This is a genomic window from Sphingomonas sp. BE138, from assembly GCF_031456125.1.
Classification (GTDB): Bacteria; Pseudomonadota; Alphaproteobacteria; order Sphingomonadales; family Sphingomonadaceae; genus Sphingomonas.
This window is the reverse complement of record NZ_JAVDUC010000003.1, coordinates 18437-43028: the sequence shown is the minus strand read 5'-3', so window position 1 is coordinate 43028 and position 24592 is coordinate 18437. Positions and strand designations below refer to the sequence as shown.

Genomic DNA, 24592 nt, shown 5'->3' with positions numbered 1-24592 from the left:
GGCGCGTGCCGCCGCCGGGCTGTCACCACCAGGTGGCGTAAAGCGCGACCAGGATCAGGACGATGCCGAGGCAGGCGACGTTGAACCCGGTCGTGGTGCGGAAGTCGACGTCGCGCACCGTCACGCGGTTGGCATCGGCGCGCGAAGGGACCACCAGCGACAGTACGACCGCCAGCGCCAGGCTGAGGAAGAAGACCCAGCTCATGCGGTTGAGGAAGGGCAGGTCGGGGACGGCGGCGCGCAGGACGTAGGACAGCACCACCGATGCGACCGCCGCGCCGATCGCCCCGGCCTCGTTGGCGCGCTTCCAGAACAATCCCAGCAGGAAGATGACGGTGATCCCCGGCGTGAAGAAGCCGGAGAATTCCTGGATGAACTGGAACGCCTGGTCCGACTGGCCGATCAGCGGCCGCGCGGTCAGCATCGCGATCGCGATCGACACGCAGGCGGCAACGCGGCCGACCAGCACCAGCCGACGCTCGTGCGCGGGATCGGCGGGCGCACCATCCGCGCCACGCGGCAGGCGCTTCGCATAGAGATCGAGCGTGAAGATCGTCGCGATCGCGTTGATCTTCGAAGCGGTCGAGGCGATGATCGCCGCGATCAGCGCCGCGAAGACGAGCCCCAGCAGCCCGGGCGGCAGCAGCCGCAGCATCGTCGGATAGGCCTGATCGGGCTTCGCGAGGTCGGGCGCGAGCACGACCGCGGCGATGCCGGGCAGGACGATCACCAGCGGCATCAGCAGCTTCAGGAACGAGGCGAAGACGATGCCCTTCTGTGCCTCTGCCACGCTCTTGGCGGCGAGCGCGCGCTGGATGATATATTGGTTGAACCCCCAATAGCTGAGGTTGGCGATCCACATGCCGCCGACCAGCACCGCCAGACCGGGAAGTTCCTTGTAGTGCGGGTTGTCGGGCGACAGGATCATGTCGAAATGGCCCGGCACGCGCCGCGTCAGTTCGCCGAAACCGCCGATGATGCCCGCGTCGCCGCCGATCGCGCGCAGCGTCAGCGCGGAAACCAGCAGGCCGCCGAGCACCAGCAGCGTGACCTGGACGATGTCGGTCAGCGCCACCGCCTTCAGCCCGCCGCGCAGCTGATAGAGGACCGCGAAGGCGCCCAGTCCGACGAGCGCGACGTTCTGATCGATCCCCGCGACCTGATTGACCGCGATCGAGCCGAGCCAGATGATCGAGGTGAGGTTCACGAAGATGTACAGCGCCAGCCAGAACACCGCCATGATCGTGCGGATGTTGCCGCCGTAGCGCTGCTCCAGGAACTGCGGCATCGTGTAGATCTTGTTGTGCAGGAAGATCGGCAGGAAGAACTTGCCGACGATCAGCAACGTCGCGCCCGCCATCCATTCGTAGGAGGCGATCGCCAGCCCGATCGCATAGCCCGAACCGGCCATGCCGACGATCTGTTCGGCGGAGATATTGGCGGCGATCAGCGACGCGCCGACGGCCCACCACGGCAGCGCCTTCGACGCGAGGAAATAGTCGGAGCTGTCCTTGCTCTCGCCGGCCTTGTCGCGGCTGACCCATTGCGCCAGCACGAAGATGCCGATCGCATAGCCGATCACCACGACCAGATCGATCGTCTGCAACGTCATTCCGCATCCTCCCCGCGGTGGAGCGACGTGTGTAGACGAAGGCGGCGCGGAGTCCACGTCGGCGGCTATCCGGCTGCGATTGCTTGTAAACGAGTGGCCACGCGCTAAGCCGGCGCGCGACATCACACGTCGCGGCACGGCGACGAACGGGAGAAGCATGATGCGCACGGCACTCGGGCTCGGGCTCGCCCTTCTGATCGCAACCCCGGCCGCGGCGCGCCCGGCGGACAACGTGCTGACGGCGCAGGAACAGGCGCAGGGGTGGCGGCTGCTGTTCAACGGGCGCGACCTCAGCGGGTGGCGGTCCTATGACGGATCGGCGCCGGCGGCGACCTGGACGGTCAAGGACGGCGTGCTGACGCTGACCAAGTCGGACGGACAGATGAGCGGGACCGACCTGGTCACCGCCGAGACGTTCGGGGCGTTCGAGCTGACGCTGGACTGGAGGGTCGAGCGCGGCGGCAACAGCGGGGTGCTGTACCTGGCGCGCAACGTGGCCGGCGCGCCGCTGCTCTATGAGACCGGGCTGGAGATGCAAGTGCTCGACGATGCGGCACATCCGGACGGCAAGATCCCGACGCACCGCGCCGGTGCGCTCTATGACATGACCGTCCCGCCCGCGGGCGTCGTGCGGCCCGCAGGAAGCTGGAACCATGCGCGGCTGCTGGTCGAGGGCGGGCGTATCCGGCAGTGGCTGAACGGCACCCCGACCGCCGACGTCAGCTATGGCGACGCCGCGTGGCGGCAGCGGGTCGCGGGGTCGAAGTTCGCGAAGATGCCGCTGTTCGGCACCTTTTCCAGCGGCGTGATCGGGCTACAGGATCACGGGGAGCCGGTCGCGTTCCGCAACATCAAGCTGCGGCGGATCGCGGGCTCGGCCGTACGGTAACCCTTAGCCGGCGCGTTTGGAGACGAGCCGCAGCAGGCGGCCGTCCGCGCCGTCCTCCAGAATCCACAAGGCGCCGTCCGGACCGGCCATCACGGCACGGACGCGCGCACCCATGTCCCAACGCTCCGCCTCGCGCGCGACCGCGCCGTCGAAGGCGATGCGGATCAGCGCGGTGGAGGCGAGCCCGCCGACGAACGCCGACCCGCGCCATTCGGGAAACATGTTGCCGTTGTAAAAGGCAAGGCCGGCCGGCGCGATGACCGGGTTCCAGTAAAGAGCGGGTTGCTGGAACCTGGTATTGCCCGCGTGCGACGGGATCGGGGTGTCGTCGTAGTTCTTGCCGTAGGACGCCAGGGGCCAGCCGTAATTGCGGCCCCCCTCGATCAGGTTCAGCTCGTCGCCGCCCTGCGGCCCCATCTCCGTTTCCCACAGCCGGCCCTGCGCGTCGAAGGCCAGCCCGTACGGGTTGCGGTGCCCGGTGCTCCAGGTTTCCGCGGGGGTGAGATTGGGGCCGGCCAGGGTGATCTTGCGCACCGGTGCCTTGGCAGCGGCGCCGGTGTTCTCGGGCGGGTCGATGACGCCGATCGTGGTCGCGCCGGTCTTGCCGGCGGCCGGGTTGCCGGGCGCCGGCTTGCCGTCGAGGGTGAGGCGCAGGATCTTGCCGAGCGCCTGATCGGGGTCCTGCGCGGGGGTGAAGCGCTGCCGCTCGCCGGAGGTGAGGAACAGGTAGCGGCCATCGGGCGAGAAGGCGATATAGCCGCCGAACTGCCCGCCCTTGCCACGCGGCAGCTGGCGCCAGATCACGTGCAGGTCCGTGAGCTCCGCGCCGTCGCCGTCCAGCGTCGCGCGGGCGAGCGCGAGACCGTCGCCGCCCTCGCCCGGCTCGGCATAGGTGAGATAGACGTGGCGGCTCTGCGCGAAGTCCGGGGCGGTCGCGACGAACAGCAGCCCGCCTTGCCCTTCGTCATGGACGCGCGGCACGCCGGCCACCGGCGTCTTGGCGCCCGCGGCGGTGACGAGCCACAACCGGCCGGACTTTTCGGTCACCAGCATCCGCTGGTCGGGCAGGAAGGCGAGCGCCCAGGGGCCGTCGAACGTGGCGACAGGCTGTGCGGTGAAGGGCCTGGTCGGCGCCGGCTTGGACGAACCGTAGTTGACCGGCGCCGCGGTTGCCTGCGCGGCGGGTTGCTGCGCGTCGTTCGCTGCACCGCAGCCGCCGAGCGCGAGGATTGTCACCATTGCCGCCGAAGAGAAACGAAGCACACGCCACCTGTCGAAGTTTCGGGCATGTTCTGCCGAATGGGCGCGGCGGCGACCAGCCGCTAAATATGTGATCTGGAACAATCCCGACGCGCTGCGCTGCTGGGCCTTGCCTCTGCGGTCGCGCCGCGCGACGAGATGATGTAACGCACCCGCCCGACGGACGATCGGAAGGGGGCACAGGCACGATGAACGGGGAAGACGGGAGCGCGGCGGCGCGCGCCTGGCGCAGGGAGGCGATCCGCCGGATCGAGGCGGACTTCAACCGCTCTGCGGACACGCACCTGATCCGCGTCGACCTGCCGCGGCATCCGACCATCCAATTGTACCTGAAGGACGAAAGCAGCCATCCGACCGGCAGCCTGAAGCACCGACTGGCGCGCTCGCTGTTCTTGTATGCGCTGTGCAACGCCTGGATCGGCGCGGACACGTGCGTGATCGAAGCGTCGTCGGGGTCGACCGCGGTCAGCGAAGCCTATTTCGCGCGGATGCTGGGCTTGCGCTTCATCGCAGTGGTGCCCGCGACCACCGCCGCGCCGAAACTGGACGCGATCCGCTTTTACGGCGGGGAGATTCATGCGGTCGACGATCCGCGCACCGTCCATGAGGTGGCGCACCGGCTGGCCGCGGAGACCGGCGGGCATTACCTCGACCAGTTCACCTATGCCGAGCGCGCCACCGACTGGCGCGGCAACAACAACATCGCCGAGAGCATCTTCGCGCAGATGGCGGCGGAGGAACATCCGGTGCCGTCGTGGATCGTCTGCGGGGCGGGCACCGGCGGCACCTCGGCGACGATCGGGCGCTATATCGGCTATCAGCGCCACGCCACGCGGCTGTGCGTGGCCGATCCGGTCCACTCGATCTTCCACCGCCACCATGCCGACCGTAGCGCGGTGTCGCTGCCGGAAGGCTGCGCCAGCTGCATCGAGGGGATCGGCCGCCCACGCGTCGAGCCGAGCTTCATTCCCGCGGTCATCGACCGGATGATCGCGGTCGACGACGGCGACAGCATCGGGGCGATGCGCGCGTTGTCGGCGCGGCTCGGGCGGCGCGTGGGAGGCTCGACCGGCACCAACCTGGTCGCGTGCGCGCAGCTGATCGCCGACATGGCCGCGGCGGGGCAGGCGGGGTCGATCGTGACGCTGCTGTGCGACGGTGGCGAGCGCTACGGCTGCACCTATTACGACGACGACTGGCTGGCCGCGCGCGGCATCGCGTGGCGCGACGCCGCGGCGGCGATGACGGCGCTGCTATCGGGCGCTCAATAGATGTCGCGGCGGTAACGGCCGTCCGCGAGCATCGCCTCCAGCCGCTCGTCGCCGAGGATCGCGGCGAGCGCGGCATGGACGGCGGGCGCCATGCCGGCGACGCTGCCGCAGACGTAGATCGCCGCGCCGCCCGCGACCGCTGCGGCGATGTCGGCGGCGGCGGCGGCGACGGCATCCTGCACGTAGCGGTGGCCGTGGCCAAGCCGCGACCAGGCGGCGGCCTGCCGCGACAGGACGCCGTCGGCGGCCAGCGCGTGGCGTTCGGCGGCGTGGAAATCGTCGTGGTCGGGATGGCGTTCGCCGAAGAACAGCCATGCCGGTGCGCCACCCGCCGATGCGCGCTCCCGCAGGTGCGCGAGCAGCCCGGCGAGCCCGGTGCCGTTGCCGATCAGGATCAGCGGCGTCGCCGCGTCGGCGGGGGCGTGGAAGCCGGGATTGCTGCGGATCCGCGCCTGCACGACGCCGTCGAGCGCCGCGCCCTCGGTCAGCCAGCCCGAGCCGAGCCCGGCAAAGCCGTCCGCGGCGCGACAGGCGCGCACGATCAGCTCGACCCGACCCGCCGCAGGCACCGAGGCGATCGAATATTCACGGTGCGGCAGCAGAGCGAGCGTGGCGGGATCGGCGGGCGCATCGCCGTCCGCCGGAAGCAGCCGCTGCATCAGCGATGCGCGGGTGGCGGCGGTGTCGGGCAAGCCGTTGGCGGCGATGAACGCGGCGACGCGCGCCGGGTCCTGCCGGGGCAGCACCTCCAGAATGTCGCCGGCCTGCCAATCGGCCGCGCCGTCGACAGGCGCGAGCGCGATATGCCAGGCGCCGGCGCCCGCGCTGCCGGCGTTGAGCATCCGGCGCTCGACCAGCCGCCACGCGGCCATCGGCGCGGGCGCCCAATCCGGCTGGTCGGTGCGTGCGCCCAGCCCGCCCAGCTGCTGCTGCCAATGGCGTTGCGCATCGGCGTCGTCGCCGTCCGCCTCTACCGGGTCGAACAGCCGCCGTGCGCCGGCGGCGTGAAGCCAGCGGTCCACCCGGTGCCCGAAGGCGCAGAAATCGGCATATTCGCGGTCGCCGAGCGCGAGCACCGCATAGGAGAGGTGCGGGAGGTCGGGGGCCGGCTCCGCCATCCGGCGCGCGAAGCCGCGCGCGGCGTCGGGCGGCTCGCCTTCGCCATAGGTGCTGGCGACGACGAACAATCGTGTCGCCGCGGCGAGCGTGGGCGCATCGAGCGCGGCGATCGGCATGACGCGAGCGCCCGGCAGCGCCTGCGCGGTGAGGCGGGCGATCCGCTCGGCGGAGCCGGTCTGGCTGGCGAAGGCGACGATCGTGGTCGGATCGCCGGTGCCCGCCGCATGACCGGGGGTCGGCACGGCCGCAAGCGCGCGCTTGCGGCGGCGGCGGTCGATGTAGAGCAGCAAGCCGGTGATCGTGAACAGCGGCATTGTGAGGCTGGCCAGCATCATCGCGACGCGGCCGACGATGCCGAAATAGGCGCCGCGGTGAATCTCCAGCACGCTGGCGGTGATGTCGGTACCGAGCGGCCGATCGGCGTAGCGCAGGTCGGAGACGATCGCGCCGGTGCGGCTGTCGATCGACAGGTCGTCCGACACGCGGTCGTGGCGGGCGTTCGGCAGCAGCGCGCGGAACTGCACCGTCGTGCCGTCGCGCGCGCTGGCGGTGACGCTGTCGTAGGCGCGGCCACGCGTCGCCGCGGCGAAGTGCGCCCAGGCGCGCGGCCAGTCGACCGCCGCTTCCTTGCCGCCGCGGGGGCCACCGCCGCCGCCGCGCCCCTCCGGCCCACGCTCCACCGACAGCAGATATTGCACGCCGCTGCGGTACCAGCCGTACGACCACCACAGCCCGGTACCGGCGCTGACGAGATAGAAGATCAGCACCCAGCCGCCGACGACCGCGTGGAGCGCGCGGTAGAGGTTGCGGCCGGTCATCCGCCAGTCGAGCACCAGCCAGTTGCGCCAGTCGAGCGGGCGGCGCGGCCAGCGCAGGTACAGGCCCGACAGCGCGAAATAGATCAGCGACAGCGCGGCGATGCCGGTGATCTGCCGCCCGAGCCCGTTGCCGTGGCCGGGCAACGCCAGCCAGCGGTGCAGATCCTCGATTACGCCGAAGACGCGCGTGCCGCGCGGCTCGCCCAGGATCGCACCGGTGGCGGGATCGAGAAAGGTACGGTGGCGCTGCTTCGAACCCGCCACGGTGTAGCCCACGGCGGCGGCGCGGGTCGGATCGCGCTCGACGACCAGACGGTTGATGCGCGCACCGGGTTGCTGCTGGCGGAAGCGCTCGATCAGCGCGGGCGCGGACAGGGGCGCGGCGTCGGACGGCGTGACGGTGACGATGCCGGGGTTAAGCGCGGTGATCAGCTCGTCCTCGAAGCTCATCAACGCGCCGGTGACGCCCATCATCGCGAGCACCAGCCCGGCGGTGATCCCGAGGAACCAGTGGATCTGAAACAGGATCGTCCGCGCCATGCCCCCGCCGCCGCCGTTACGCAAATGAGAGTAAGTCGCGTTAGATACTGATCGGCGACCGGTCAAGGGTCGGCTCGCGCGGGGGTGGCGTGGTTCCGCTGCCGTGCTTATGCAGGTCAGAGCGCAGAGAAGAGGGGAAGCCGACCGATGCACCATGACCGCCGACGTATCGTCGTTTCGCCATCCGCATCCTGTCGCGATGGCGGCGCGCGCCGGAACGCCGTTGGTGCATAGCGGCTCGACGGCGGCCGGAGAAACCGGCGACGCGCGCGTGACCGCCGCGATCGTGCTCAGTGCGGCGGGCGCGGCGCTCGGCGGGTTGCTGTTCGGGTTCGATACCGCGGTGATTTCCGGCGCGACGCAGGCCTTGCAGGCGCGGTTCGCGCTCACCGACGCGTCGCTGGGATTCACGGTCGCCTCCGCGCTGATCGGCACGGTGATCGGGTCGCTGCTCGCGGGGGCGCCCGCCGACCGGTTCGGTCGACGCGCGGTGATGCTGTCGGTGGCGATCGCCTATGTCGTGTCGTCGCTGGGCACCGCACTGGCGGCGAGCTGGGCGATGCTGATCGCGTTCCGGTTTTTGGGCGGGCTGGCGATCGGTGCAGCGTCGGTGGTGACGCCGATCTATATCGCCGAGGTGGCGCCGGCACGGTTCCGCGGGCGGCTGGTGGCGATGAACCAGCTGAACATCGTGCTCGGCATCCTGATCGCTTTCCTGTCGAACTATCTGATCGCGCAGGCGCTGCCGCCGGAGCGCGCGTGGCGGTGGATGTTCGGGATCGTCGCCGTGCCCTCGGCGCTGTACCTCGTCGTTACCCTCCTGCTGCCGGAGAGCCCGCGCTGGCTGGCGATCCACGGCGCGCGTGAGCGGGCGCGCGCGACGATGGCGCGGCTAGGCTTCCTCGATCCCGAGGGCGAGCTGGCACGGATCGACGCCGCCGAACGGCGCGAGCGCGGGGCGGGGGACGTGCGGCTGTTCCAGCCGGCGCACCGCATCGCGATCGGGTGCGCGGTCGCGATCGCGATGTTCAACCAGCTGTCGGGGATCAATGCGCTGCTCTACTATGCCCCGCGCATCTTCGAGCTGGCGGGAGCGGGGGCGGACTCCGCGTTGTTGCAGTCGATCGCGGTGGGGGGCACGAACCTGCTGTTCACGATGCTGTCGCTGTTCCTGATCGACCGGTTCGGCCGCAAGCCGTTGCTGTATGTCGGTTCGGTGGTCTGCGCCGCGACGCTGCTGCTGGTCGGGTGGCAGCTGGAGCGCGCGGCACCGGACGGCACGCTGATCCTGGCGGGGCTGCTCGGCTTCATCGCCGCCTTCGCGGTCAGCCAGGGCGCGGTGATCTGGGTGTTCATCTCCGAGGTGTTCCCGAGCGCGGTCCGCGGCAAGGGGCAGGCGCTGGGATCGACCACCCATTGGGTGATGGCCGCGGCGATCACCTGGCTTTTCCCGGTCGTCGCCGGATCGCTGGGCGGGTGGGTGTTCGCCTTCTTCGGCGCGATGATGGCGCTGCAATTCGTATGGACGTGGCGGGTAATGCCGGAGACGAACGGCATCGCGCTGGAGGACATGGACCTGTCGCGGTAGGCCCCGTCGGTGGTGCACCACTGCGGATGCACCACCGCCCCGCGTTACAGCCGCAAGCTGAGCCAGCCGGCGAGGAAGTCCGAGCTGCGATAGCCTGCGCCGGTCAGCGCCGAGCCGGCCTGCAGATGCTCGTAGCGGCCGGTGAACGACACGCGCGGCGAGATCGACCAGACGATCTGCGCGCGCGCCGTCTCCGCGATCTTGCGCCCCGCGACGTTCTGCGTGCCGGCGAACGCCTGGCCGTTGGCGCGGTACACCGCGTCGTTCAGGCTGTCGCGCCACGACCATTGGTATTCGAGCGAGGCGCGGACCTTGGGGATCGGCTGAAAGCTGACGTTCGGCGCCACCGCGATCAGGTTGGTCGGCGTCGCATACAGCTGGTAGCTGTAATAGATGTTGTTCCCGAACGGCGCGAGCGAGGTCTTCAGCGTGCCGCGTCCGTAGGCGCCGCCGCCCGAGGCGTAATCGGCGTGGACGCCGACGCGCGGCGCGCTGCGATCCTTGCCGATGCGGTAGCTTTGCGCGAACAGCAGCAGCCAGGCGGAAATGTCGCGGTTGTCGTATTGGCCGCCCTGGTGGTTGATCGTCCAGTCGAGGTTGACGGGCCCGACATCGCCCCAGACGTGCAGGCCGTAGAAGTGCCGCACCTCGCGCGCGCTGCGCCCGCCCCACACCGCGGCATCGTTGCGAAGCCGCCAGAGGAACGGATCGACGTAGAGCTTCGAGCCGCCGAGGAACGTCTTGGGCACGACGATGCCGGTGGACACGCCCGAGAAGCGGCGCGTGTCCTTGTTCAGGTCGTCGCCGGTGCCGCCGTTCCCGAGCCGGGTCGGGGTGAAGTCGAACACGTCGACGCGCGCACCGGCGGCGCGGCCCCAGGCGCGCCAGCCGTTGAAGGTGAAGAAGATCGTGTTGTTGTCGCGCGGGACGACCAGCAGGTTGGGACCGTCGGCGAAGGTCTGGCGTCCGACGCGGATACCGAGGTCGGCGCCGGCCACTTCGGCAGTGGCATCGGCAAAGGATTGCTGCACGACCAGCTTGTTGCGGAGGAAGCCCGAGGGCGCGCCGATGTTTTCGCCCTGAATATAGCCGTGCGCCAGTTCGCCGAAGAAGCGGAAATGGTCGGTGACGTGCAGGTCGGCCCCGCCGACGACGCGGACGATATCCTGCCGCTGCGCCTCGCGATCGCGCAGGTCGGGGTTGGTGGTCAGGTTGACGCGCCCGCGCAACTCGCCCGACAGCGTCAGATAGACGTCGTCGCCGCCGATCGGGATGTACTTCAGCTTGTCGAGGATCGTCTTGCGCTTGGCGGGATCGCGCAGGCGGCTCCAGTCCTCGACCCAGCGCGACTGGTTGTAGCCGCCGGTGGTCACGCCGTCGCCGATCGCCTCGGCCGGGTAGGATTCGGAGAGCGGCGCGGCCAGCGTCTGGCGCGCCCGCTCGTTCTGGATAGTGGCCGGCGGGGTGGTCGCGGTCTGTGCGAAGGCGGGGATGGCGGTGGCGGTGGCGAGCGCGGCGACGAGCGCGGCGGGGGCAATAGCGGTAGCAGGGCTCCGCAAACGAAACGTCATGACCATGGTCCTTCAGGGGGGCGATGAAGCGCGCCGGACGAAGCCGACGCGCTTCCCGCGGGCAGTTATTCGGCGGGAACGGCGTTGGCGGGCAGCTGGTCGATGCGCGGTCCGGGGCGGCCGTTCAGCGCATCGTGGAGCTGCACGGTGTCGAGCTTGCCCTCCCAGCGCGACACGACGACCGTGGCCACTGCGTTCCCGATGAAGTTGGTCAGGCTGCGGCATTCGCTCATGAAGCGGTCGACGCCCAGGATCAGCGCCATGCCCGCGACCGGCACCGAGGGGACGATCGACAGCGTCGCGGCCAGCGTGATGAAGCCCGCGCCGGTCACGCCCGCCGCCCCCTTCGACGAGAGCATCGCGACCGCGAGCAGCAGGAGCTGCTGGCCGATCGTCAGGTCGACGTTGCACGCCTGTGCGATGAACAGCGCCGCGAGGGTCATGTAGATATTGGTGCCGTCGAGGTTGAACGAATAGCCGGTCGGCACGACCAGCCCGACGATCGATTTCGGACAGCCGGCGCGTTCCATCTTCTCGATCAGCGAGGGCAGCGCGCTTTCCGACGACGAGGTGCCGAGCACCAGCAGCAGTTCGGCCTTCAGATATGCGATCAGCTTGAAGACCGAGAAGCCGGCCAGGCGGCTGACGATGCCGAGCACGATGACGACGAACAGCAGGCTGGTGAGGTAGAAGGTGCCGACCAGCGTCGCCAGGTTGACGAGGCTGCCCACGCCGTACTTGCCGATCGTGAAGGCCATCGCGCCGAACGCGCCGACCGGTGCGGCACGCATCAGGATCGCGACCACCTTGAACACCGCCAGCGACACGTCCTCCAGCACGGTCAGCAGGCGGTCGCCGCGATCGCCGAGCAGCGCCAGGCCGATGCCGAACAGGATCGCCGCGAACAGCACCTGCAGGATGTTGCCTTCGGTCAGCGCGCCGACGAACGTGTCGGGGATGATCCCCGTCAGGAAGCCGGTGATCGTCGTCTCATGCGCCTTGCTGGCATATTCCGCGATCTTGTCGGTCTTCAGCGTGGAGGGGTCGATGTTCATCCCCGCACCCGGCTGGACGACGTTGGCGACGACCATGCCGATGACGAGCGCGAAGGTGGAGAAGAAGAGGAAATAAGCGAAGGCCTTGCCGGCGACACGACCGACCGACGACAGGTCGCGCATGCCGGCGATGCCGGTGACGATCGTCAGGAAGATCACCGGGGCGATGATCATCTTCACCAGCTTGATGAAGGCATCGCCGATCGGCTTCATCGCCTCGCCGACGGCGGGGTAGAAATGTCCGAGCAGCACGCCGAGCGTGATCGCGATCAGCACCTGGACGTATAGCTGCGCATACCAGGGCCTGGCGGGCGGCGGCGCCGCCTGATGAGTGGGATAACCGGTGTGCAGCATGTCCGTCCTCTCCTTTTCCTTCCGCCACTTGCGAGCGGATCATTGACGGGGCGATGCTGAAGCGGTTGGCGATGCGGGCGGGAATATTTCGGCACTTCGCAGATTACGCTTACAAATCAGCTGACTACGCGCGCATTAGAGTCAGTGCATACTGCCGGACGTGTGGATTTCTGCGGACTGACCGCGTGTCGAATGCAAATTGTTGCACGCGGTCATCATGCTCGTAAGAAGGGCGGGGATGAGTCGTTTCTCCGCCCTTGGCATCCGCTGGATCCTTGGAACGCTGCTGATCGCGTTGTTGATCGCGGTGGCGGTAGGCCATGTCGCGCGCCTTCGCGCCCGCGATGCACTGCAAGAGAACGTCCTGACCGACGCGCGCTTGCGCGCCTCGCTGCTCGACAGCGAGATCGCGCGCTATCGTCTGGTGCCGCTGGCGCTGGCCGACGACCGCGACGTGGTGGCGACGCTGAGCGGTACGCCCGGGGCGACGGAACAGCTCAACCGCAAGCTCGAGGCGCTCGCGCGCACAACGGGGGCGGCGGTGATCTACGTGCTCGACCGCTCGGGCACCGGCGCGGCGGCCAGCAACTGGCGCACGCCCTCCAGCTTCGTCGGCAGCTACTACGGTTTCCGTCGCTATACCCGCGACGCGCAACGGTTCGGGGCGGCGGCGCAATTCGCGCGCGGCACCGTCAGCCACCGCGCCGGCCTGTATCTGTCCCGGCGGACGGTGAACGGCGGCGTCGTCGTGGTGAAGCTGGAGTTCGGGCGGATCGAGGCCGATTGGGCGCGCGCAGGCGGCGACACGTTCGTTCGCGATGCGGCCGGCATCGTACTGGTGAGCAGCCGGCCCGAATGGCATTTCGCGACGGCGCGGCCGCTGTCGCCGCAGGCGATGGCGGCAGTGCGGGCGGAGGCGAGCCTCCCCGACGGTGTGCTGCGCCCCTTGCCGACCTCGTCGCGCGACGTGACGGCGACGGTACCGACCGCGCATCCGGGCTGGACGTTGACGTTGCGTCGGCCGGGCGGCCCCATCGAGCGCGCGGCGGCGCGTACCGCCGGGATCGGTGCCGGGCTGGGCGTGATCGCGCTCGCGGCGCTGCTGTGGGGATTGTACCAGCGCGTCCAGCTGACCCGCCGTCGCACCGCCGAACTGGAGGAAGCGGTGCGCGCGCGGACCAGCGAGCTGACCCGCGAGATGGAGGAGCGCGCCGCGGGCGAGGCGCGCGCGGCGGACCTGCGGGAGGGATTGCGGCAGGCGAACCGGCTGGCGACGCTGGGGCAGGTGACGGCGAGCGTCGCGCACGAGACCGCGCAGCCGGTCGCGGCGATCCGCACCTATGCGCAGACGAGCGCGGCGCTGCTCGATCGCGGCGATACTGGCGCGGTGCGCGAAAACCTGGCGACGATCGCGCGGCTGTCGGACCGGATCGGTGCGGTGACGCGCGAGCTGCGCGGCTTCTCGCGGCGGCGCGCGGGCCCGTTGCGCCCGGTCTCGCTCGCGGAGGTCATCGACGGCGCGCTCCTGATCCTGAAGGAGCAGTTGCGCGCGGTGACGCTGACGCGCGATCCGATCCCCGCGGAGTTGATGGTGACCGGTGGGCGCATCCGGCTCGAACAGGTGCTGGTCAACGTGCTCCAGAACGCGCTGGAGGCGTTGCGCGAAACGCCAGGTCCGCGCATCGCGCTCACGCTGGATCGCGGCGGGGCGGGACGCGTGATCCTTGCCGTGACCGATAACGGCCCCGGCGTGTCGGCGGACGTGGTCGCGCGGCTGTTCACGCCCTTCGTCACCAGCCGGAGCGACGGTCTCGGGCTCGGGCTGGTGATCGCGCACGACATCATGGTGGAGCTGGGCGGCACGCTGCGCCACGTACCGGGCGACGGTGGCGCCCGCTTCGAGCTGGAGATGGTGGCGGCATGACCGAAGCGGGATCGATCGTCGCGCTGGTCGACGACGACGACGAGCTGCGCGCAGCGACCGCGCAGCTGCTCGACCTCGCCGGCTATGCAGTGCGTGGCTTCGCCAGCGGGACCGAGGCGGCGCGCGCGATCGACGCCGATTTCGACGGCGTCGTCGTCACCGACGTCCGGATGCCCGGCATGTCGGGGATCGAGCTGTTCCGGGCACTGGCAGCGCGCGATGCGGAGCTGCCGGTGGTGCTGATGACCGGGCATGGCGATGTCGACATGGCGGTGTCGCTGCTGAAGGCCGGCGCATGGGATTTCCTGACCAAGCCGTTCGACCCGGACGCCTTGCTCGCGGCGGTGGCGCGCGCCACCACCGCGCGCGCGCTGACGCTGGAGAACCGGCGGCTGCGCACGCTCGCCGAGGCGTCCGCCGCCGACGAGCTGGTCGGCAACAGCCCTGCGATCCGCCGATTGCGTGCGATGCTGCCGGTGCTGGCGGACGCCGACATGGACGTGGTGGTCGAAGGTGCGACCGGGACCGGTAAGCAACTGCTCGCCCGGCTGCTGCACCGCGGCGGACGACGGTCCCGGCACCGCTTCGTGGTGGTCGACTGTGCCGCGTGGCCGGCGGGCGCGGAGAGTGCGCTGTTCGACGCGTTCGGCACCCTGGCGCGCGCGCATCGCGGCACCGTGTTCCTCGACAATCTCGACCGCGCCGACGAGCGCCTGCAGCACCGGCTGGCGCAGTTTGCCGAGCAGCGCGCGGTGGCGCTCGACGCGCGCGAGCCGGTGCGGGTCGATGCGCGCATCGTCGCCGCGGTCGACGAAGGGGCACGCGAGCGGGTGCTGCCGGCGCTGTTCCACCGGCTGGCCGCCGTATCGCTGCGCCTGCCGCCGCTCACCGAGCGGATGGAGGACGTGCCGCTGCTGGCGATGCACTTCCTCTCCGGCGGTCGCGGGGAGCGCGCGACCGCGCCGACGGCGGCCGATGTCGCGCATCTTGTCGCGCGACGCGAGTGGCCCGGGAATATGCGCGAACTGGAGATGGCGGTCGAGCGCGTGGTGCTGGGGCTGGACGACGCCGCGCCTACGGGAGCGGAACTGCCGTTGCCGGACCGCATGCGGGCCTACGAACGAGCGCTGATCGCCGAAGCGGTCAGGCGCGCCGGCGGGGAGGTGACGCGGGCGGTCGAGCTGCTCGGGATCCCGCGCGAGACCTTCTATTATCGGGTGAAGCGGCTGGGCATCGACCTGCGCCGGCTGCGCGCGGAGGGCGAGATTCCCTAGGTAGGATCGGCCCGCTCACCGCGCGTGCAAGGCCGCTGAAGGCAGGTGGCGGGAGCGGTGAGCATGCCTGCGTCCGTCGCCCGGCGCTGTGCACCGAGCAGTTGCACCACCGCGTCGGGCGGTGCTGTGCAGCCGCACCGGCGAGTGCGACCAACGGCCCTTGTCGGTCTCGCCTTCACCTCGCCCGGCACGCGGCAGGATCGCGTAGCCCCGAAACGACGGACGCACCATTCTCGCGCCCCGTCGCGCTGGTCGCCGGGGCGGAGCGGTCGCCGTCCGCCATGCGGACGCGGGCCCGCGGCACCGCCATTCGCCGATTGCTTGCCGCGGTTGATGGAGAGATTCTCTCAAATCGCAGCAGCAGTGTGGCCATTCTGGCACGGTCATGAACTTTCTTTTTGACATCAGCAATTTGCGGTTACAGCTCCGCCACTCCGGCTTAATGTAGGACTAATACCGGCGACGATCGCCGGGTGGAGAGGGTTCATGCGGTACCGGCGGTTCGTGCGCTCAGGCGCTTCTATGTCAGTGGTGGCAGTCTTGTTGCTGGCGCAGCCCTCCGTGGCGCAGGACGCGAGCGGCACGCCGGCTTCGCGCACCGGAGCGGTGCAAGCCACCACGCCTGCCGCGCAAAGTGCTGACAGCGGCGCCGTAAACGCGACGCCCGCGGATGCGGAAGCTCCCGTCAGCGAAGCGACGGGCGACGACGTCATGGTGACCGGCGTCCGCGCCAGCCTCGCATCTGCACAGGCGCTCAAGCGCAACGCTGCACAGATCGTGGACTCGATCGTCGCAGAGGACATCGGCAAATTGCCCGACAATACCGTTGCCGACGCGTTGCAGCGCGTGACGGGTGTGCAGGTGACCCGCGGCGCCGGCGAGGCGACCGGCGTGCTGATCCGCGGCCTGCCCAACGTCGCGACGGTGCTGAACGGCCGCGAAGCGTTCACGGGCGTAGGCCGCGGCTTCTCCTTGCAGGATATTCCGGCCGAGCTGATCGCCGGCGTCGACGTCTACAAAACCAGCACGCCCGATCTGGTCGAGGGCGGCGTGGCCGGGTTGATCGACGTGCGGCTGCGCCGGCCCTTCGACTTCGCCGGTCGCCAGATCGCCGCCAGCGGCCGCGCGGTGTACAGCGACCAGTCAGACAAATGGGGCTATATCGGATCGGCGCTGGTCAGCGACCGTTGGGAAACCGGCATCGGCGAGATGGGCCTGCTGCTCGCCGGCTCCTATAACAAGCGGCTGTATCAGGATCAGACTGCGTTCGACTTCGTCTCGTCGGGCACACCGGTCGCGACCCCCGACACCGTCGGCGGTCTTTACACCGCCGGCGACCGGCGCCGCACCGCCCTGAACGCCTCGTTCCAGTGGCGCCCGTCGGCGGACGTCGAATTCTACGCCGACGGCGTGTTCACCCGCTACGAGAACCAGATCGCGGTCGACTTCTTCATCGGCCTGCCCAAGGCGGGTACGCTGACGCAGGTCACGCCGAACGCCACCTATCCGATCCTGGCTGACAGCAGCAGCACGACCAACGCCTACACGCTGACCAGCAAGCAAGCGTTCCGCAACCGCACCGACAATTACCAGGCGGTCGTCGGCGGCAAGTGGACGCTGGGGCAGGCGGTGCTGAACACCGAGGTCACCTATAATTACAGCAAGGTGCCCAACCGCAACGCGATCCTCGACACGTCGTTCAACGTGCCGCGGCTCGACATCGACTATGATGTGGACGGCACGCCGCGCGTCGGGCTGACCGGGGTCGATCTGACCGATCCCGGCATCTACACGATGCGCACATTGTTCGATAACAACGGGCTGGACACCAGCGAGCAGATCGCGTGGCGCAACGACCTGACGATCAAGCCGGACAGTGGCGTCGTCGAGATGCTCAAGATCGGGACGCGTTACACCCATCGCACCGTGAACTCGCAAGCGACCGCCTCCATTCCGCTGGCGTTCCCGACGGCGGCGGGCGCGCCGCTGACCTCGATCCCGAATTTCGCCAGCCTCTCGCCGAGCGGGTTGGTGAAGGGACGACTGGGGGTCGATCGGTTCATCACCGCCGACACCGACTTCCTGCTGAACAACACCGACCAGATCCGCGCCCTGTTCGGTCAGCCGGCGGGGCCGCGGCCCTACGAGCCGAACCTGGCCTTCTTCAACACCGAGGACACTTATGCCTTCTACGGTCAGGCGGGCTACCGCTTCGACATCGGGGGTATGCCGCTCGACGGCGTGATCGGCGCGCGCGTGGTCAACACGGTCGAGCAACTCAACGGCAACAACGTGTCTAGCCGCCAGAACTATCTGAACGTGCTGCCCAGCGTCAACGCACGCTTGGGGCTGACCGACAAACTGTTCGCGCGCGCTGCGGCGGGACGGACGATCACGCGTCCGGAATTTGCGCAGTTGAACCCGTTGGTCACACTGGTACCCAGCGGCAGCACCGGGACGCAGCAATATGTCGGCACCGGCAGCGGCGGGAATCCGTCGCTCCAGCCGATCAAGTCTTCCGCGTACGACGCGTCGCTGGAATGGTATGTCGCGCCCAGCACGTCACTGACCGCCGCCGGCTTCTATCGCGATTTGACGGGCTACATCCAGACCTATTCGCAGCCGGAGCTTTTCGGCGGATCGTATCTGGTCAGCCGTCCGCGAAACGCGGGCAAGGGCTTCCTGGCCGGCGCGGAGCTTGCCTACCAGCAATTCTTCGACTTCCTGCCCGGCGCGTTCAGCGGTCTCGGCGTGCAGTTGAACGGCACCTATACGGAGGGCAAGACCGACGATCCGATCAACGGCGGGCGGCAGCGGATCGTCAACGTGTCGAAATGGTCGTACAATGCAGTCGCGATCTACGAGAAGTATGGCGTGTCCGCCCGCCTGGCCTACAATTGGCGGTCGAGCTACGTCGACAGCTACAATTCGGGCGGCGTGCAGGCGAGCACGATTCTGGCGGAGCCGGTCGCGCGGCTCGACTTCTCGGGCAGCTATTCGCCGACCGACTGGCTGACGCTGACGTTCGATGCGACCAACATCCTTGACGACGTCTATCAGGATCGGTTCCGCGGCCTGAACTCGTTGAACGGCCTCTATTACGACTCGCCGCGCGATACCCGTACCTACGACCGCACGATCCAGATCGGCGCGCGGGTCAAGTTCTAGCGGCGCGTCGCCGGCAGGCGGGCGCGACGCTTGCCGGTGATCGGTTTGAGACGGCGCGACCGATTGGTGAAGGGGACGACCATGTACATGCTTCTCGCGGCGCTGGCCGTCGCGGCATCGCCTTCGCTCCCGGCTGTGCCACCCCAGGCCACTTCCGCGCCGGCGTCGGCGAGCGATCTCAATTCGCGGCTCGCCGGCGACATCATGCCGGTCCACGATCCGGTCATCATTCGGGAAGGCGACGTCTATCACGTCTTCTCCACCGGCATCGGTGAAGGCGGACAGCGCATTCTGTCGTCACGCACGTCGCGCGATCTGGTGAACTGGTCGCGGGGGCGCGCCCCGTTCGAGCGCCTGCCCGACTGGGCGACGAAGGCGATCCCCGGCGCGCAGAACATGTGGGCCCCCGACATCAGCTACGTCAACGGGCGATACCGGCTGTACTATGCGGTTTCGACCTTCGGCTCCAATCGCTCCGCGATCGGTCTGGCGACCAGTGCCACGCTCGATCCGTCCGCGCCGGGCTACGGCTGGCGCGACGAGGGCATGGTGGTGATGTCCAGGCCCGGGGACGACTTCAACGCGATCGACGCCGCCTTCATCGCCGATGCGCAGGGCCGCCACTGGCTGTCACTCGGCAGCTTCTGGAGCGGCCTTAAGCTGTTCCGGCTCGATCCCGCGACCGGCAAGCTTCTCGACCAGGCGGAGCGGCCCCGCTCCATCGCCGCGCGCCCGGTGCCGGCCGGAGCACCCTCGATCATCGAGGCGCCCTATATCTTCGCGCACGGCGGCTTCTACTGGCTGCTCGCCTCATACGATTATTGCTGCAAGGGCGTGAACAGCACCTATTACACCGTCGTCGGCCGCTCAAAGTCGGTTGAGGGCCCGTACCTCGGCAAGGATGGCAGCGCGATGCTGCGCGGGGGCGGCACGATCCTGCTACGCGCGGACCTGCGCGAAAAACAACGCTACCGGGGCCCCGGCCACGCCGGGCATCTTCGTGACAGGGACGGCACCGACTACGTCGTCTATCATGCCTACGACAGCCAGAAGAACGGCGCGCCGACGCTGCGCATCGTCGGATTGCAGTGGGGTGCCGACGGATGGCCGATCGCGCAAGGTCAGTGACGTCGAAAGCTTCGCCGACCCTCAAGCGCCGCGGCCAGGCGCCCCGCGGTTTCGCGCGCCTGTTCGCGCGGGCGCGCGCCCTTCAGGGGGCTGGCGGGATCGTCACCGCCGCCTCGCGCTTTTCCGGGCGGATGTAGATCGACGTCAGTTGCGGCAGCTCGGCACGCAGCTCCGCTTCGATCGTCTCGACCAGCGTCTCGGCGGCACCCATGTCGAGCGTATCGACGAAATCGGCGCTGATCGCGACGAAAACCATGTCGGGGGCGGTGTGGATCGTGCGCACATGGTTGACGTACGTGATCTCCGGGTGTGCGGAAACCATCGCGCGGGCGCGGGCGATCACGCGCGGGTCGGCGCGCTCGCCGATCAGCAGCCCCTTGGCCTCGCGCGCCAGCACGACGGCGACCGCCGCCAGGATCGCCCCGATCACAATCGAGGCGACCCCATCGATGCGCGGGTCGGCGAAGAAGTGGCTGCACCAAACGCCCATCGCGGCAACGACAAGCCCGATCAGTGCCGCGCTGTCCTCGAACAGCACGATGAACCCGGCCGGATCCTTCGATTCATGGATCGCCTGCCACCAACCCAACTCGCCGCGCGCGCTGTTGAACTCGCGCATCGCGATCGTCCACGACGCGCCTTCCATCAGGAACGCGATGCCAAGCACGATATAATTGACCAGCGGGTCGGCCAGCGGCTCGGGCTCGATGATGTGGAGATAGCCCTCGTAGATCGACACGCCTGCGCCGACCGCGAAGATCAGGATCGCGACCACGAATGCCCAGAAATACAGCTCACGTCCGTAACCGAACGGATGCGCCGCATCGGCTGGGCGCCGCGCGCGCCGCTGGCCATAGAGAAGCAGCACCTGATTGCCGCTGTCCACCACCGAGTGGACGCCTTCGGTCAGCATCGACGACGATCCGGTAATCGCCGCCGCGACGAATTTTGCCACCGCGATGCCGAGGTTGGCGGCAAGGGCGCCGAACAGCACGATGTTCTCGCGCCAGCCCTTCGGGTTCTTTTCGCTCAACACCGCTTCCTTTTGCCCTGTCGAGAAGCGCTGCCGCCCACATCGGTTCCGCGGCATCGCGCGCGCCGGGCTAGCCGCAACGCCAGCGCGCGCTTCGGGAAAGCGCCCGCCGCAGCATCCGCGACAATTGTTCGATCGAATAGCGTTCGTTGAGCAGTTCGAACCCGTGCTGCGCATTCTCGGCCAGCACGTCCGCGCCGCCTCCCCCGGCGGCCGTTATCCTCGATCTGCGTGGCGGCAGGTCGTCGACGAGGGCAAGGATGGTTCGGTGATGGGTTCCGGAAGACAAGCGCGCGGCGAAGCGACCGACACGTCTTACTGACTACGCGGGGCGGCGAGCAGCCGCCGTCCGGAAACGCAACGACCTGACGGGCGGCGGGCAGGGCGTCACCCACCCGCCGCTCATCGGATCGCTCAATAGTTCGCGCGCAGGATGATCGAGAAGCGGCGATCGTTGGTGAAGTACGACCGCGGCGCCAGATCGTCGGACCCGCCCTTATACGCCTGCAACAGCTTGGTCGTCGTGTTGGTCAGGTTGACGCCCTGCACACCCAGCTTGACGTATTTGTTGAGGTTGATGAACGCCGACGCGTCGAGCTGACCGGTCGCGTCGTTGAAGATCGACGTATAGGGGAAGATCACGTCCGCGGCGGTCAGCAGGAAGCGCGAACGCCAGTTGTACGCGGCACGAAGCGACACCGGACCCTTCTCATAGAAGGCAGTCGCATTGAAATTGTGCTTCGACAGCCCTTCCAGCGGCAAGTTCCCCCTGGCAATGGTCGAGTTGGACGACGGCGTGCCACCGTTCAGGAACGAGTTCGGCAAGCCCGAGCTGTCGATGAACGTATAGTTGCCGTTGAAGCCAAGCCCGTTCAGGAAGCCGGGCAGGAAGTCGAAGGTCTGCTGGTACGCGACCTCGAAGCCCCTGATCTTGCCCTTGCCGTCGTAGTTCGCGGGCCCTCGCGCCTGGATGTTCTGGGTGATGCCGTTGTTGGTGACAGACCGGTTGACCAGCGACTGGTAGAAGAAGCCGTCGACGGTCTTGTAGAAGGCGTCGAGCGACAGCTGCCCAACCCGTGCGAAATACCATTCGACCGTCGCATCGAACTGCCACGCGGTGGCCGGCTTCAGATACGGGTTGCCGGCGTTGATCGTGACGGTGCCCGAACCCGGCTCCAGCGCATAGGTGACATACGGGCGAATGTTCGCGAAGTCGGGCCGCGTCAGCACCTTGGACGCGGCGAGACGAACGATCACGTCCCGGGTCACCCCGAGCTTCAGGTTCGCGCTGGGCAGGAAATAGTCGTAGCTGTTGGTAAAGAACGCCGGCTGCGAGGCGAAGCCGTCGGTCGCGAACGTCCGCAACCGCTCGTATTCGGTCTGACCCAGGTTGCAGACGCCGCTTGGCTGGGTGACCTGCGTCGTGCCGTCCGGCAATTGCCGCGTCGTCGTGGCGCACCGCTGCGTAAACGGATCGACGACGCCCAGTTCCGACCGGTTCGGCACCGCGGTCGCCGTGCGCGAGTTCACCGTCGTGCGGACGTAACGCACGCCCACGTTGCCCGACAGGCGAAGGTCGCCGAACACCGGCTCGTTGCTGCCGAACTGGAGCATCGCATAGGCCGCGGTGTCCATCTGCCGCACGTTCGACACCTCCGACGGCAGGAACGCCGTGCCCGGCAGCGCGCCGACGCGCTGCCCGGCCGCGAGGAAGCGGTTCGAAGCGGTCGCCCCGTTGGTGTTGCGCCAGATGTCGTTCTGCGTCTGCGTGAAGGCGACTGCCGAGTTGTAGCCGTTGATCAAGTCACCGTTGTAGTAATAGGCGCTCGGCGGGGCGCTGGTCTGCCCGCGGAAGAAGTTGTCAAAGGAATAGAGCGAGGACTTGCTGGTATCACCCTGATTGAAGGTGACCGGCGCGCCCGACCAGATCTCGCTGATCGCACCCCAGTTGTAGGCGGTGTAGCGAACGTCCTGCGTACGCTCGGCATAACGCGCGCCGAATTTCACGCGTTGCAGGAAGTTGCCGTCGTCGAACTTGTAGGCGAAGTCGCCCTTGACCTGATATTCCTCGCCGACGCTGCGCTCGATGTGATCCATCGCCGCGCGCCAGAATTGGAAGTCGCGGTTGGAGAAATATTCGCTGTCGGTCGCCGCGGCCATCGCCGGGTTCGGCGTCGCCCAGTTGGCCGCCAGCGTCAGCGGCTTGTGCGGAACCACGACCGGCAGATTGCCGCTCAAGTCGAGCTCGGAGTCGGCAAAGGTCGAACCGAAGATGCTGAGGTCGACCACGTCGTGCTTGGCATAGGTATAGTCGACGTCCAGCCCGATCGACCAGTGATCGTCCGGATTGATCTTCAGGTTGAAGCCGGCATCCTTGACGAGGTTCTCGTCATAGACCTGCCGCCGCGACAGCGACTGCTGCGCGCCGCCCGAGGGCACGGTCGTGGTCGCCGAGCCGCTCGACGCGGTGCGCCAGCCGGCGCCCGGCAGCGTGATGAAGCCGCTCTGAAACAGCCCGCTGCTGTCGTAGACGTAGTTCGGATAGGCGCCGCCGGCCGGATTATAGCCGTTGCCGCGCTGATTGTTCCCGAACGCGAACTGCCCCGACCCGTTCAGCTGACATTCCGCGCGGGTCGTGGTGTTGCCGGCGCCGTTGAGCGGGCCATTGGTGTTCTGCTGACACCCCGCCGGAAAGGTGTTGTACTCCGACAGGTCGGGCGCGGTCTCGAACGTATGCTCGCCCCACGCATTGCTGGAGTGGGTGCGCAGGAACTGCGCGGTGAAGGTCGTACGCTCGTCGTTGCTCTGCCACTGCACCGCGAGCGCCTGGCCGTCGCGCTTGCGATCATAGTCCTGGCTGCGGAACTGACCGCCGATCGGCGCATAGGCGACGCCGAGCGGATCGGCGAAGCCGTCCGCGCCCGCCACCCCGCCATTGCCGCAGGTATTGGCCGGGTTGGGGAAGGAAGCGCCGCCGACGCCGGTGACCGTGCCGGGCAGCAGGGTGCTGGCATCGGTGCTGCCGGGCAGCTGGCTGCGGCAGGTGACGGTCGTGTTGGTGCCGGTGCCGGTCGCCGCCTGAACGCCGTCGCGCGTCTGGAAGTTGGTGACCTGGATGCCGTCAGCCCGGCTCTTCAGTCGCGAATAGGATGCGTTGGCGAGCAGGCCGAAGCGCCCGATCGGCGTCTCCCAGGTGTTCGAGACGAGCAACGAACCGGTCGGTGCCCATTTCTTGGCGAAGTCGCCGTAATTGGCCTCCGCGCCGCCGCCGATATGGAAGCCCTTGTTGTCGAAGGGCTTGCGCGTGTTGAGGTTGACCGTGCCGGCCAGACCGCCCTCGATCAGGTCGGCGGTGGCGTTCTTGTAGACCTCGACCGAGCCGAGCAGTTCGGACGGCACGTCGGCAAAGTTGATCGCCTGGCCGCCGATGCCGGCCGAAAAGGTGTCGCGGCCGTTGAACTCGGACCGCACGAAGTTAAGACCGCGAACGTTGACGCCCGATCCTTCGACCGAGAAGTGGTCGGGGTCGTTGTTGCCCGCGAAGCGGTTGATCGACACGCCGGGCACGCGCTGCAACGCTTCGGTGACCGAACGATCGGGGAGGGCTCCGATATCCTGCGCGGTGATCGCGTCGACTACCGTGTCGGAGTTGCGCTTGATGGTCTGCGCGTTGGCGAGGCTTTGGCGGATGCCGGTGACGACGACGTCGTCTGCACCCTCCGCGTCGGCAGCGGGCACGTCGCCGGTTTGCTGTGCCGCCGGATCGCCGCCGGGGACGTTGGTCGATGTCGCGGCGCCCGCGGTGTTCTGGCCGCTCGCCGCGCCGGTCTGCGCATAGGCAGGAACGCTCAGCGCGAACACGCACATGGCGGTAGCGGAAACACCCGCCAGCACGGATTTGCTCCGCACACCGATCCGCGCCTTGCGCGTACGCTGCATATCGATGACTGTCATGACATCCCCCCGCTTTTTATTCCACTCGAACGTC

At 68.4% G+C, this 24592-nt stretch carries 14 protein-coding genes; 7 read left to right on the top strand and 7 right to left on the bottom strand.

Features of this window, described 5'->3' with window-relative positions:
- Window positions 1-22: 22 nt before the first annotated feature.
- The gene (locus tag J2Y58_RS05200) at window positions 23-1612 is read right to left on the bottom strand and encodes a sodium:solute symporter family transporter (RefSeq protein ID WP_310099707.1); all 1590 of its coding nucleotides are present in this window, start codon (window positions 1610-1612) and stop codon (window positions 23-25) included.
- Between the two features lie 160 nt (window positions 1613-1772).
- Here J2Y58_RS05200 and J2Y58_RS05195 point away from each other — a divergent pair, with 160 nt between their 5' ends.
- Window positions 1773-2501, top strand: a complete 729-nt coding sequence (locus J2Y58_RS05195) for a DUF1080 domain-containing protein (RefSeq protein ID WP_310099705.1) — start codon at window positions 1773-1775, stop codon at window positions 2499-2501.
- Window positions 2502-2504: 3 nt separating this feature from the next.
- Here the strand turns inward: J2Y58_RS05195 and J2Y58_RS05190 are convergent, their stop codons facing one another.
- Entirely contained in the window at window positions 2505-3740 is a 1236-nt protein-coding gene (locus J2Y58_RS05190; protein ID WP_405053071.1) for a PQQ-dependent sugar dehydrogenase, read from the bottom strand.
- Window positions 3741-3949: 209 nt separating this feature from the next.
- Here J2Y58_RS05190 and J2Y58_RS05185 point away from each other — a divergent pair, with 209 nt between their 5' ends.
- Window positions 3950-5032, top strand: a complete 1083-nt coding sequence (locus J2Y58_RS05185; RefSeq protein WP_310099699.1) for a PLP-dependent cysteine synthase family protein — start codon at window positions 3950-3952, stop codon at window positions 5030-5032.
- Here J2Y58_RS05185 and J2Y58_RS05180 read toward each other — a convergent pair.
- The gene (locus J2Y58_RS05180; protein WP_310099697.1) at window positions 5026-7509 is read right to left on the bottom strand and encodes a PepSY domain-containing protein; all 2484 of its coding nucleotides are present in this window, start codon (window positions 7507-7509) and stop codon (window positions 5026-5028) included. The genes J2Y58_RS05185 and J2Y58_RS05180 overlap by 7 nt on opposite strands.
- 154 nt (window positions 7510-7663) lie before the next feature.
- Here J2Y58_RS05180 and J2Y58_RS05175 point away from each other — a divergent pair, with 154 nt between their 5' ends.
- The gene (locus tag J2Y58_RS05175; protein ID WP_310099694.1) at window positions 7664-9097 is read left to right on the top strand and encodes a sugar porter family MFS transporter; all 1434 of its coding nucleotides are present in this window, start codon (window positions 7664-7666) and stop codon (window positions 9095-9097) included.
- A gap of 44 nt (window positions 9098-9141) precedes the next feature.
- On the opposite strand, the gene J2Y58_RS05170 is transcribed toward J2Y58_RS05175, so the two are convergent.
- Both J2Y58_RS05170 and J2Y58_RS05165 read right to left on the bottom strand, forming a co-directional pair.
- On the bottom strand, window positions 9142-10668 hold the full coding sequence (locus tag J2Y58_RS05170; RefSeq protein WP_310099691.1) for an alginate export family protein: 1527 nt from the start codon (window positions 10666-10668) through the stop codon (window positions 9142-9144).
- A gap of 65 nt (window positions 10669-10733) precedes the next feature.
- Entirely contained in the window at window positions 10734-12077 is a 1344-nt protein-coding gene (locus tag J2Y58_RS05165; protein ID WP_310099688.1) for a dicarboxylate/amino acid:cation symporter, read from the bottom strand.
- Window positions 12078-12315: 238 nt separating this feature from the next.
- Here J2Y58_RS05165 and J2Y58_RS05160 point away from each other — a divergent pair, with 238 nt between their 5' ends.
- From J2Y58_RS05160 to J2Y58_RS05145, 4 genes are all read left to right on the top strand, one after another.
- Entirely contained in the window at window positions 12316-14001 is a 1686-nt protein-coding gene (locus J2Y58_RS05160) for an ATP-binding protein (RefSeq protein WP_310099685.1), read from the top strand.
- Window positions 13998-15275 (top strand): sigma-54 dependent transcriptional regulator, encoded by a 1278-nt coding sequence (locus J2Y58_RS05155; protein ID WP_310099682.1) that lies wholly within the window; start codon window positions 13998-14000, stop codon window positions 15273-15275. Before J2Y58_RS05160 ends, J2Y58_RS05155 begins: the two co-directional genes overlap by 4 nt.
- 531 nt (window positions 15276-15806) lie before the next feature.
- Window positions 15807-18443, top strand: a complete 2637-nt coding sequence (locus J2Y58_RS05150; protein ID WP_310099680.1) for a TonB-dependent receptor — start codon at window positions 15807-15809, stop codon at window positions 18441-18443.
- Window positions 18444-18524: 81 nt separating this feature from the next.
- On the top strand, window positions 18525-19571 hold the full coding sequence (locus J2Y58_RS05145; protein ID WP_310099677.1) for an arabinan endo-1,5-alpha-L-arabinosidase: 1047 nt from the start codon (window positions 18525-18527) through the stop codon (window positions 19569-19571).
- A gap of 82 nt (window positions 19572-19653) precedes the next feature.
- On the opposite strand, the gene J2Y58_RS05140 is transcribed toward J2Y58_RS05145, so the two are convergent.
- On the bottom strand, window positions 19654-20604 hold the full coding sequence (locus J2Y58_RS05140; protein ID WP_310099674.1) for a cation diffusion facilitator family transporter: 951 nt from the start codon (window positions 20602-20604) through the stop codon (window positions 19654-19656).
- Window positions 20605-21018: 414 nt separating this feature from the next.
- On the bottom strand, window positions 21019-24558 hold the full coding sequence (locus J2Y58_RS05135) for a TonB-dependent receptor (protein ID WP_310099672.1): 3540 nt from the start codon (window positions 24556-24558) through the stop codon (window positions 21019-21021).
- Window positions 24559-24592: the final 34 nt, after the last annotated feature.